Source organism: Marinobacter pelagius (genome assembly GCF_003315345.1).
Taxonomy (GTDB): domain Bacteria; phylum Pseudomonadota; class Gammaproteobacteria; order Pseudomonadales; family Oleiphilaceae; genus Marinobacter; species Marinobacter pelagius_A.
The window spans coordinates 52430-64776 of record NZ_QNRO01000012.1 but is presented as its reverse complement, the minus strand read 5'-3'; the positions used below and the strand labels follow the sequence as shown (position 1 = coordinate 64776).

Here is a 12347-nt window from a genome sequence, read left to right as displayed (position 1 = left end):
CTGTTTTTATTGAACAACGATCCTAGTCAGAGCCTCGCGAGTTTTTCTGCATCACCATTGGTTTTCCGGTGTTTTCCCCTATGATCCAGTCTCCCAGTGAACTGAGGCTTCAGGCCACATTGCTGATCCTGTTTAGTTGCAGCCTATTCATTGGTCTGCTCAGCCTTATCGTGGATGTGTTTCCATTCCTGGCTATCCCGGAACGTTTGATACTGGCCCCAGCAGGCGCTTTCGCCGTAATACTGGCTGGTTTTTCACTGTTCGCACTGACTTTTCCGAAACCTTTGTGGCGGATTCTGGCAGGCGCTCTGTTAGCTCTTCTGGGGAGCTACGGTCTCGTCACATCGGCGATAGCGCTACACGCCGACAACCTACCTTTTCTTTCTGATCGAACACTCGGACTACCTACGCTTCCTTCCATAGCGGTGCTATTGATGGCGGGGGTGTCACTATTGGGTCTGCGCGGCTCGAAGGGCAGTCTGTTCGGCTTTATCACTGGCTGCTTTGGCGTTGGCATTGGCGCGATGGTCATGATTAGCCACGTTCAGCCAAATCTTGATTCTGATAACGATGGCCTGATCTGGGGCTTCTCTGTGCTCTCCGGCGTGCTGTGCACAGGCATTGGGGTGGTGCTGGTAATCCTGTCAGAACATCGACCCCAACTTCGCTTCTCGATGAGTCGCCACCAGGTAGTCGTTGGTGCTCTCAGCGTAGCCAGTACGTTCGCGTTGTTTTTGCTGGCCAGCTGGGGTGTTCATGTGGAGCGTCACCAGGGCGCACAGTCAATTCTTCAGCACTATGCGGGGGCCCTGGAACACGGCGTGGACAATCACCTGAAAATGATTGAGCGGCTGGCGAACCGGTGGGCCGCATTCGAATATGACGTCCCTGAAGCGCTGGAAGCCACAGAAGTCAACAGATACTTCGACGATACTCCCGCGCTGGAGTCGATTCTGATAGTGCAAAACGATGGAGCCCCCCTCTGGAGAACTGCACGCAGCCCATTCAGCCTTATGTGGCTGATGGATCAATCGGTCAAGCCGGAGGTCTTGTCCTGGTTGCGCGAAAGCCGGACAGACGGCCCTCCAAATGGTTGGTTAATTCCAGACGAGGAACGACCGTACAAAGCACTCGCGCTCGTGACGGTCGGTGAGTCACAGGGAGCGCAAATGCTGGCCGCATTCGATCTGCAGACGCTACTCTCCTTTGAAGCCCCTCACCGCAGTCGCGACTTTGACATCACACTCGTTTCTCGGGTTCCTCAGGTCAAAGAGCCAGATTCGGGTGAACCGGAGGTTGAGGAAACAACCACCGTGCCCCTCCCCAACGGTCCGAATCTTCTATTGCGCGCAACCGCCGGTCCCCCCAACCCGAAATCTCTGCAGGGAGGATTCCCTCTGGCCGTACTCGTTTTTGGTCTGACCATGAGTTATTTGCTGATCATGGGTCGCAGCCTGCTGGGCGTCTATAAAAATCAGGCGAGAGCATTAAACGTCTCTGAACAGCAGTTCCGTTCCCTGTTCTCCCAAACACCGGATGCCATCCTGGCGTTTGATCAGCAGGGGTATTACCGAATGGTTAATCCCATCGCCCGGCGCATCATCGGACTGAAAGAATCAGACATTGGCGTGACTCACTATCTCCAGGTTTTGAAGAAACGAGACATCAGTGACCACGAGCAAGGAGTGTTCGAGACAGCCTTTGGAAACGCAGCAGCCGGCCACGCACAGAAGTTTGAAATCACTCTCACCTCTCAGCACATCTCGGAGGCTCGAACTTATGAGTGTGACCTCCTGCCTATCGTGGTCGATGGCAAGGTATCGGGCGTTTTCCTGATTGGCAAGGATATTACCGAGAGGCTGAACGCGCAGGAGAGTCAACGCATTCTGAAACGCAGCCTGGAATCGAGCGATAACGGGGTCGTGGTGGTGGACTACCGCTCTGAGGGCTTGCCCGTGGTGTTTGTGAACCCGGCCTTTTCACAAATGACCGGCTATTCCGAAGCGGAACTGCTGGGGGCACCCGTCCAGCTCCTGAGCGGACCAGAGACCGACGAGAAAGACATCGAGCAAATCCGTCAGGCGGCCAGAGCCGGTCAACCCCTGAGTCTGACGCTCAAGAGCTATCGCCGGGACGGCTCTCCGTTCTGGAACCAGGTCTCGATCACCCCGGTTCGCGACCATCGGCAGGAAGTGAGCCACTTCACCGCCATCATGAGGGACATCTCGGAGAAGAAAGAACAGGAACACCGCCTCGCCTATCAGGCAACCCACGACGTGTTGACCGGCCTCGGCAATCGAGCACTGTTCGAAGATCGGCTTGAGCACGACGTCTCGCTCGCAAATCGGAAGGGGCAATTATTGGCGGTGTTGTTTATCGACTTGGATGAATTCAAGCCCATCAACGACACCTTGGGCCACAAAATTGGGGACGAATTGCTGATCAGCGTGGCGCGCCGCCTTGAGGCCTCAACCCGTCCGACGGATACGCTTGCTCGGTTCGGCGGCGACGAATTTGTTCTCATATTACCCGCCCTGGCCGCTACCCACGAAGCCGAGGAAGTCGCAGAGCGTATTCTTGAAACGGTGACCAAACCACACCGGATTCGCTCCCACGAACTCCATATCTCGGCCAGCATCGGCATCAGTTTCATTTCCAAGGATCAGGAACATCCCGAAAAGCTGCTTCAACAGGCAGATATGGCCATGTATAAGGCCAAACAGCAAGGCCGGGATACATATGAAATCTACACGCCGGAGCTCGATAACAGGCTCACTAAACGGGTGACACTGCGCAATGATTTGCAGGAAGCAATCGAGTCCCGGCAGCTTTTTCTCCATTACCAGCCCCAGATAACCAAAGCTGGCACATTGTGTGGGCTGGAAGCACTCGTTCGCTGGAACCACCCGGAAAAAGGATTCATTTCCCCTGCGGACTTTATTCCGATTGCTGAAGAAACGGGCCAGATCGTGAATCTGGGGAAATGGGTTACGACTCAGGCTTGTCGCGATGCCCGCCTCCTGCTGGAAAAAGGGCTGCTTAAAGGGAGAATGGCTGTGAACCTGTCACCGATGCAGTTCCATCGCCCCAGCTTCCTCAGCGCGATTCGAAGCATTCTGGAAAAGACAGAGTTGCCCGCTGAACACCTCGAACTGGAACTGACAGAGGGCATCCTGATGAAGGACTCGGATGGGGCAATCGATATTCTCAACGCGTTGAACGGAATGGGCATCGCCACCGCCATCGATGATTTCGGTACCGGATTCTCGAGTTTCAGTTATCTGCGGGACCTACCAGTCGATAAGATCAAAATTGACCGGAGTTTTGTCAGCCGCATCAACACCAGTGAGAAGGACGCAGCCGTGTGCAAAGGGATGATAACCCTGGCTCGTGAAATGAATCTGAGGGTCATTGCTGAGGGGGTTGAAACCGCCGAGGAGGTTGAAATCCTGACCGAAAACGGTTGTGAGGCTTTCCAGGGGTATTATTTCGCCCGCCCCATGGCATTCGACGCCCTGGTTGATTGGATCGCACAGTCTCAAAAGAGCTGAGGCCGCACGGCAGCGGTCAGGTTTAGATACTAGGGTTAAGCTTTATTCTGCTCCGGTCAGTCACAATCGCGCACGGGCCATTGATCAAGCTCCGGATACAACCGATCCACTGGTAAACCTGATCGCTCAAGGCCCCGATCAATGATTGACTCAAACTGGCCGGTTTGTCGCAATTCCTGCAAGCCGGCATTGAGTTGATCTCGAAGAATTCGGCCGTCCGATGCCTGTTTGCTGAATAACACGTGATAAAAACCACGCCGTATTGACTTAGGGTGAAAAGTGAGCTGGCTTGCCTGTTCAGGAGCGAACCACTCCTTGATCAGGGCCTGGCCGGTTACCGGATCCATTGGAAACAGATCAATCCGACCGGCCAGCAATTTTTTGAAATTGGCCTGGTCGGAGGTAGTTACGTCCGTTTGCACGATCCCCTCAGCCAAAAGAGGGGTGATGTTTTCGCTGTAACTGTAATCCTGGGTGATTCCAATGATCTTTCCTGAAAGATCAGCCACTGAGTTCCAGTCAAATGTCTGGTCTTTTCTGTGATAGAACACATACCTATAGGGAACGATAGCGTTCGAATAGTAGTAATGCTCAGAGCGGTCCTCGGTGCAGGACCAAATTGCGGTGCCATCAAAACGCTTCGCATTGACCATGAAAAGAGCCCGGGACCAGGGCAGGAATGTGAATTCGACTTCCATCTCTTGAGTAGCGAAGGCTGCATCAATTAACTCCGCAACAAAGCCACCATTGGAAGAATCTTCATCAAAATAGGGGGGCCAGTGGCCGGTGGTTAACTGAACAGTGGTGGTGGAGGCCGACAAAACCGATGACAAACTGACCAATAAAACAAGGCAGGTTGCCTTCATGGCGGTACAACGAAGCATTGGTAATATTCCCTTTGTCCAATGTCTAGACAGGATGCTGAAACTAGATTTGCTATATTACAAACATCTTTGGCGAATGGAATAATACTGTGTCAGGGTCAGCAACAAGGCTGTACGGGGAAGTGCCGTCAGGCCCGGAACAAACTGGAACTATTTCCTCTACCTCCCAACGCAACTAGATGTCTTGCAATGGACAACACGTTGATCGCCTTCAAGTTGAGGGGCGTTAATGTTCGCTCATGTTTAGGACTGGAGGAGCCTAATCCAAACCCGAGGGTGCTCATCGACTGGAGCTGGCAGCGTCTGCGGCATCCACAGGTACCAAGGACACAAGTTACGCAACTAGATCTCAATACTCTCAGCTATCTCCAGAGCATCCTCGACCTCGACACCAAGGTACCGCACGGTGCTCGACATATTTGTGTGTCCCAAAAGCAACTGGACGGCTCGAAGATTCTTGGTCTTCTTGTAGATCAATGTCGCTTTGCTGCGTCTCATTGAATGGGTTGCGTAGACTGAAGGATCAAGTCCAATGCTGGTAATCCACTTTTTGACGAGACGGGCGTAATGATGAGTAGTGATATGTTCAAACTTTCTCATCCGACTCGGCCACAAATAATCCATACCTGAGAGTCCGCGCAATTCGATCCACGCTTCGACCGATTCCCGCGTCTTTTTCGTTATCTCAAACTGAACAGGTTGACTGGTTTTCTGCTGAATGACTTGCGCCCGATCCAGAACCTCTCCGTTTCTGGAAATATCTCGAACCAAGAGCTTTACCATATCGCAGGATCGGAGTTTGCAGTCAATTGCCATGTTGAACATCGCCAGTTCGCGGATATTCTTTGCGATCTCCAACCGAATGCGGATAGCCCATATTTGTTCGAGTTTGAGCGGTAACTTCTGGCCAACTGGATCGCAAAACGAACGTTCAGGCGGATAGACCAACACTTCCCCCGGGAGAAATTCCGCCTCTTTTTAGAAAGATCCGCAGTAACGGGATAGAACTCTGAGGGTAGTGGCTACGAGTCCTCATTTAAGAGGTAGTGGTACAGTGAGGACGTTGCCTAGGTCGGCTTTGTGCCGATTCTGCGAATCCGGTGCAAAATGGACGACCTTCCCGTCCCGCAGTGATGCTTGTATGCACCCGAAATACCCGGTTGACGAGGGATTCAGTAATAACTTCCGCAGGGCTGCCGATGGTGTCGAGTTGGCCGTTGGCCAGCACCGCAATACGGTCCGCAAACTGCGCCGCCTGGTTGAGATCGTGGAGTGACATCACCACGGTCAACCCGTGCTCGCGATTCAGGGTGGATAATAACTCCAGCACTTCCAACTGGTAGCCCCAGTCCAGAAAGGTGGTCGGCTCGTCCAGCAACAGGATATCGGTCTCCTGGGCCAGTGCCATGGCGATCCAGACCCGCTGTTGCTGACCCCCGGAGAGCGCCTCCACCGGTCGTTCTGCAAGGTCTGATACCCCGGTCATTGCCATGGCGTCGATGGTGGCGTTGTCGTCGATGGTGAGGTTCATTTGCCACCATTTCCGGTGGGGAAAGCGACCCAGAGCAATCAAGTCCCGAACCCGGATACCATCGGGCACAATCGGTTTCTGAGGCAGCATGGCAAGCCTGAGCGCCAGCCGGCGCCGGTCCCATTGCGCAACCGCCCGGTTGTCCAGGAACACCTGGCCCGACCGGGGTGGCAGCAAGCCGGCGAAACTTTTCAGCAGGGTGCTCTTTCCGGACCCATTGGGTCCCAGCAGGCAGGTGATTCCACCCTCGGGAATGGCCAGCGAGACGTTGTCGACAACCGGTTTGTCGCCGTATGCCAGTGAAAGATGCTCGGTTCGTAACATGGAGAGTCCCGGCCTCAGGGTTGACGCGATAACAGATACAGGAAAAACGGGACGCCGAGGACAGCGGAAACCACGCCCACGGGCACTTCGTAGGGGGAAAACATCGTTCGGCCGAGTAAATCCGCCAGTACGGCCAGCACCGCCCCCAACAGTACACACAACACCAACTGGACCGAGAGATTAGCCCCGGCCAGCCTCCGACTGATGTGGGGGATCAGCAGGCCAATAAAGCCCACCGGCCCCACCACCCCGACGGCACTGGCCGCCATTAGCGTGGCAATCAGCAGGGCAAAGGCACGCCAGCGGTTCAGGACTAGTCCCAGAGTGCGAACGTGCTCATCGTCCAGCTGCATGACTTCCATAGGTCGCACAAGCAGCGCGACACCGGCTAATCCGATGAGCGTCCAGGGCAACAGCGTATGCAGATGTTGCCATTCGGCGCCGTACAAAGAGCCGGCCAGCCACTGGGCGACCAGTTCAGTATGGGCGTGGCCCCAGAAGGCCAGCGCGCCTGTGGTCAGTGCGTGCAACATACCGGCAATCACAGCGCCGGTCAGGGTCATTTTGACGGGCGACAGGTGGCCGTGTCGCATGCCAAGGAAGTACACCGCCAGTGCGGTTACCAGCCCGCCCGCCATGGCAAACAGCGGCAGATACTGCAAGGCAAACGACGTATTGTTATAGGGGTTGGCACTGGACACCAGCCAGTCTCCGATAATAAAGGCGACGACCGCCACCAGGCTGGCACCGGCGGAGATGCCGAGAATGCCGGCTTCTGCCAGGGGGTTTCGGCTCAGCAGCTGTAACAGCCAGCCCGACAGCGCAAAGTGAATGCCAATCAGGACACCGGTCAGGGTGCGGGGCAAACGTAATTCAAAGACCACTCGCTGAACGTGTTCCGAACTGTCGCCGGTCAGCCCGGCCCACACCTGGGCCCAGCTCAGGTCGATTGCTCCCAACTGGACGCCCGCAACCAGGACAATGGCCAGACTGAGCCCGCCGGCCAGAATCAGTCGGGCAATGGGGCTGGTGCAGAATTTTCGAAGACTGCGTTGGTCTGCCCGTGGCGTTGTCGTAGCCGGATGAGTCACTTTAAGCGCTCCGGGGTGAGGTTCGCGAATTGAGTAGGTAAATCAGCCAGGGGGCCCCGATCAGGGCGGTCAGCATGCCGACGGGTAACTCCTGGGGGAAGGCCAGCTGTCGGGCCAGGATATCGGCGGCCAGCAATAACAGCCCGCCAAGCAGAGCGCTCAGGGGCAGCCAGTGCTGGATCTGATTGCCGATCATCCGCCTGGCAATGTGCGGTGCCACCAAGCCGATAAAGACGATCGGGCCGGTGAAGGCGACCAGAGCCGCTGCCAGCAACAGCGCCAGCAGCAGAAAAACCAGGCGCCACAGACCGACGGCCAGCCCCATGGCCTGGGCCAGATCATCGTCCAGTTGCAGCAACCGGAACGGGCGTTGCGTCACCAGCAGGGCGAAAAGCGGCAGCAGCAGCCAGGGCAGCACCATCTGTAACTGCAACCAGCCCCGGCCCATCAGGCTGCCGGCCAGCCAGTAGTAGAGCTCGGCCGCCTCCGCCCCCGACACCAGCAGAAGCCCCGTGGTCAGCGCGGTGGCGAGCGAGGTGACCGCTATGCCGGCAAGCACCACGCGCTCGGGTTGGAGCTTCCGGCGACCGGCAATGGCAAAGGTCAGCGCGCCACCCAGCAGCCCTCCGCCAAGGGCCATCAAGGGCAGCCACATGGCGCCTGGCGAACCCAGGGTTCGCAGCGACACCACCGCCAGGGCGGCGGATGCGATCACACCGGTCAGACCGGGTGACGACAGGGAATTCCGGGTGACACCCTGCATGATGGCACCGGCAACACCCAGGGCTGCCCCACCGAGAAGGCCAAGTAAATTACGCGGAAGGCGCAGTTCCAGCAGGGTGATGCGTGTCAGCAAATCGCTGCTGCCATCCAGTGCGGCCAGTATCTGGCTCGGCGAGATCCAGCGCGAGCCCATCATGAGGCCCACGACGAACAGCAACGCCAGGAAGGAGACCGTTGCGCCGTAAAGGGCTGCCGGGCGCAGAGTGGCATCATTAGCCATGGTTATTCCGGTTCCGGCGTCAGCAACAGACGCTGAATGTCGTCCAGGATTCGTGCCCGTGCAATCGGGCCGGCGCCCTCTTTCCAATACTGCGGCACCTCGTAGACCTGATCGGTGCGAACCGCCTTGAGATAGGGCCATATCGGATTCATCGTGAATGCGCGCTGACGGCTGGTGGGCAACAGCAGAATGGTATCCGGGTTAAGTTCCAGCAGGGCTTCAAGACTGATCCGGTAGCCCAGCGGGATGCCGCTGTCGGGATTTGGAGGCTCGCCACCAACATTGTCGAAGCCCAGGCGTTCCAGCAGCGACGTCGGCAGGAAATGGTCGTAATAGATGAATGGGGTTTCACTGCCGCTGGTCAGCAGCGCCACGGTCTTCGTTGAGTTGTGCTTGTTGCGCTCCGCAAGTGATGAGACACGGTCGAGAAAACGAGCGTTGAGTTCTGCGGCTTTCCCGGGTTTGCCCAGCGCATGTCCCGCCAAATCCACCGCTCTCAGGCTGTCCTGAATGGTGATCAGGTCCAGGGCCAGCATCGGGGCAATGGCTTCGATCTGGTCACCGTCTTTCTCGGTGTAGCGGCGAATGGCGATGACAAGATCAGGCCGCACCGACGACAGTACTTCCAGGTTGGGTTGATGTCGCGGGCCGAGCCCCGTAACCCCGTCTAACCGTGATGCCAGGTAGTCGGGAACACCTTGAAGTCCGTAGTCGGTGACCGCGACCGGCGGTGTACCCAGAGCCAGTGCGACATCGGCCCCGAAGGTCGAAATCGCCGCTGGCCGGGTCGCAGCAGCGGACAACCGCAGGGTTTCCCCACGGTCATCCGTCAGCCGGATACCCTGGTTGTCCGCCCACCCTGAGACAGGGGAAAGCAGGACAATCAGCAGGATCTTTGCAAACCGATTCTGTAAAAAGGCCATCAGAAATCGAGCTGCGCCTCCAGGATAAAGCTGCGGCCGGGCTGGGGCACACGACCAACCGGGCTGACGTCCACGCCCCGGAAGTAGTAATCCTCATCCAGCAGATTGTTGACGGCCAGGCCAAGGTTCAGTACACGATCACCGCCCACCGCGAAATCGCGACCGACCCGCGCAGTAACCAGGTGGTAATCCGGCAACTCGCCGGCACTGCCATTACTGGTTTCTTCTTCGGTGTTGTCGGCATCGCTGTAGCTTTCGCTCACGTACACCCAGTTCAGGCTGGCATCCCACGCCTGGTAGGTGTAGACCGCATCGGCACTGACCTTATGGGTGGGCGCGTTGGGCAGCTCGTTGCCTTCGTTATCGCCGGACAGCTGTTCGGTATCCAGGAAGGTGTAACCCAGGCCCAGTTCCCACTGGCTATTGAGGCTCCAGCGGTTTGCCAGTTCGATGCCCTGGTGACGGGTTTCGCCCAGGTTCTCGAAACGACTGGTCGAACGGTTGAACTGAATCTGATCCTCGTAGTCGATGCGGAACAGTGTGGCGGAAGAGAACAGGTCCGGTGTGACCTGCAGGCGCGCGCCCAGCTCATGGTTCCAGGCGGTTTCGTTGGCCACGGCACCTTCACGGGTGGTCTGGGCAATTTGGACCGGCACCAGGGAACGCTGGCTGTTGGCAAAGACAAACAGATCATCAGACGCCTGGTAGCCCACGGTCAGGCCCGGCAGCAGCTCCTCCGCGTTGTTTTCCTCGGTGTTGCCACTGAGGTTGTCGCGGAAATCCATATCGACGTCTTCGTAACGCAGGCCCGGCGTGACCGTCAGCCGGTCATCCAGGAAGGACACGGTATCACTGACGTAGAAGGCTGCGGCCCGGGTATCGAGGTGCCAGTCACGCGCCACCGAACGGTTACCGGAGGAAAGCTCCAGGCGGTTGACGTCGAACTCCACATCCTCACTGACAAATCGGGCGCCCAGAGTAATGTCGTGGCGACCTTGGCGGATGGCGAGCCGGGGCTCCGTGCCTAACACGGTGAACAGCCGGGGCGAATCCGCAACGTGGGTGGAGTCCAGCCCGGGGTCTGCCCAATGGCCATTGCCGCTGAGGTTCTGGCCGAAGAAGAACGTGCGGTCAGCGTCGTGCACGAAATTGCGCCACTGGAATTCCACGTTGTCGACTGGGGTGTACGTCCAGGTGAAGGTTGCGCGGCTCATGTCTGCCTCGTAGCCATCGTACGGGCGCTGGCTCTGGGTGCGATCCTGCTCATAGGCTTCTGGCGTCAGGGCGCCGGGAAGCTCAGCATCGACACGGTAGTATTGCAGCTGAGAAGCCAGTTCGTTCCGGTCATTCAGGTAATAGCGGGCATCCAGGATGAGGTTGTCCACTTCGGTGTCGGAGTGATCACGAAAACCGTCGCCGCGCTGGACGTTGGCCTGGAACTGCAGGTCCAGCTTGTCGGTCGCCCGCCCGCCGACACGGTAATAGGTGTCGGTAAAGACGTTGCCTGTCTCTTCCGCAATGGTCACCCGTTCACGAAGGGTCTGGGAGGTTTCCGCCGGAATTGGTTTGGTGACGAAATTCACCACGCCGCCCACGTTGTTGGGGCCGTAATGAACCGAGGCGCCACCCCGGACAATATCCACAGCCTCAAGACTCGGAAGGGTAACGGGGAAAAGGGACACGCCCACGTTGCTGTAGGGGCCAATGGCAATTGGGTAACCGTCTACCAATATCTGAAGCCGTTCACTACGCAGCGGGTTCAGACCACGGACGCCGATATTGGGGAGGATGCCCGTTCCCGTTTCATCAAGCACCGTAACACCGGGTACCGGGCGCAGGGCGTCTTCCAGATTGAGCGCGCCGGTATCCTGGAGCTCTTCTTCCTCGACCACGGAACGGGCACCGGTGTAGGTTCTCTCGGATTCTTCCGTCGGCGGTCCCAGCCAATCAGCAGTAACCTCAATGCCGGGGAGCAGAGCAGGCGCTTGTTCTTGCGCTTGCACAATCGTAGGCGCGGCAACCGTCGCGAGAAAAGACACCGATAGAAAAGTTGAACCAGCGGAAAGGCTCAGGCGAGGACGTCGATTTGGCGATGATGATTGACCGGGTGTTGGCATTGGGATCTCCAGCAGTGGGTATAATTATGTATGCGCATAATACTGATAATAATTCGCATTACAACCCCAAAAGAAATCGCTACCGCCAATGAGCACTTTCCCCGCCTTCCAACGAAACTAGTTGTCTTGCAGTGGGCGACACGTTGATCGCCTTTAGTTGAGGGACGTAAATGTTCGCTTCTGTTTAATTCCCGGCAATCACTAATCAATCTCACCCAGTATCTTTTTGATGGCTTTCAATAGAATTGTACCCGGAAGCTCCAGGGCCCTTTGTTTTACAGCAGGCGCCCTTCAGGACGTTGCCGGAAATCCGAGCATGGCCATGACCTGATCGGTCAGCCCATCCAGGGTCAGCCCACCCCGCTCCGGCCGGTACCAGGTAACAGTCCAGCTCAGGGCTCCGGTCAGCATACGCCGAACCACGAAAGGCTCCGCCAATAGCCGGCCCTGGTCTCGCAGGGCACCGAGCACATCCAGCCAGAGCGCTTCATAGATATCCCGCAGCTCCAGAACGTCAGCCTGGGAATCCGCGGACAGGCTTCGCCACTCGAAGACCAGAACCGCCATGGCTTCACCAGTCTGGCCATTGATGGATTCAAGCTCGGCACGAACCAGCGCCCGGAGCTTGTCCTTCGGGGTATCGGCCGCCTCCATGGCCGCCTGCATCAGGGCGGTGTTCAGCCCGATGGTCTCGACCATCACTGCCTTGAGGATTTCCTCCTTGGTGCGGAAATGGTGGAACAGGCTGCCAGACTGGATGCCCACGGCAGCGGCGAGATCCCGGACCGTGGTGCGCTCATACCCCTTTTCCCGGAACAACCGCGCGGCTTCCTTCAGCAAACGGCCACGGGCGCCGTTGGGGTCAGAAACGAGGTTTTCGGCAATCAGGGACTGGAGGATCTGGTTCTGGCTCACTACGGCTG

The 12347-nt window shown here is 57.3% G+C and carries 9 protein-coding genes; 1 reads left to right on the top strand and 8 read right to left on the bottom strand.

Annotated elements, in window-relative coordinates; all coding sequences use genetic code 11:
• The first annotated feature begins 80 nt into the window (after positions 1–80).
• Complete coding sequence (locus tag DET50_RS11665; protein WP_113863022.1) at positions 81–3551, top strand: EAL domain-containing protein; 3471 nt, start codon at positions 81–83, stop codon at positions 3549–3551.
• 56 nt (positions 3552–3607) lie between these two features.
• Here the strand turns inward: DET50_RS11665 and DET50_RS11660 are convergent, their stop codons facing one another.
• The 8 genes from DET50_RS11660 to DET50_RS11625 all read right to left on the bottom strand — a co-directional run bounded on the left by DET50_RS11660 (position 3608) and on the right by DET50_RS11625 (position 12339).
• Positions 3608–4435: a substrate-binding periplasmic protein gene (locus DET50_RS11660; RefSeq protein ID WP_113863021.1), complete on the bottom strand. Its 828-nt coding sequence runs from the start codon at positions 4433–4435 to the stop codon at positions 3608–3610.
• A 342-nt stretch (positions 4436–4777) separates the two neighbouring features.
• Positions 4778–5386, bottom strand: coding sequence for a tyrosine-type recombinase/integrase (locus DET50_RS11655; RefSeq protein WP_113863020.1), 609 nt, complete (start codon positions 5384–5386; stop codon positions 4778–4780).
• 85 nt (positions 5387–5471) lie between these two features.
• The gene (locus DET50_RS11650) at positions 5472–6290 is read right to left on the bottom strand and encodes an ABC transporter ATP-binding protein (RefSeq protein ID WP_113863019.1); all 819 of its coding nucleotides are present in this window, start codon (positions 6288–6290) and stop codon (positions 5472–5474) included.
• Between the two features lie 14 nt (positions 6291–6304).
• Positions 6305–7381, bottom strand: coding sequence for a FecCD family ABC transporter permease (locus tag DET50_RS11645; protein ID WP_113863018.1), 1077 nt, complete (start codon positions 7379–7381; stop codon positions 6305–6307).
• A 1-nt stretch (position 7382) separates the two neighbouring features.
• Positions 7383–8384: an iron ABC transporter permease gene (locus DET50_RS11640; RefSeq protein WP_113863017.1), complete on the bottom strand. Its 1002-nt coding sequence runs from the start codon at positions 8382–8384 to the stop codon at positions 7383–7385.
• Between the two features lie 2 nt (positions 8385–8386).
• On the bottom strand, positions 8387–9307 hold the full coding sequence (locus DET50_RS11635) for an ABC transporter substrate-binding protein (RefSeq protein ID WP_258546114.1): 921 nt from the start codon (positions 9305–9307) through the stop codon (positions 8387–8389).
• Entirely contained in the window at positions 9307–11310 is a 2004-nt protein-coding gene (locus DET50_RS11630; RefSeq protein WP_258546113.1) for a TonB-dependent receptor family protein, read from the bottom strand. Before DET50_RS11630 ends, DET50_RS11635 begins: the two co-directional genes overlap by 1 nt.
• Positions 11311–11715: 405 nt before the next feature.
• The gene (locus tag DET50_RS11625; protein WP_113863015.1) at positions 11716–12339 is read right to left on the bottom strand and encodes a TetR/AcrR family transcriptional regulator; all 624 of its coding nucleotides are present in this window, start codon (positions 12337–12339) and stop codon (positions 11716–11718) included.
• Between the last annotated feature and the right edge of the window lie 8 nt (positions 12340–12347).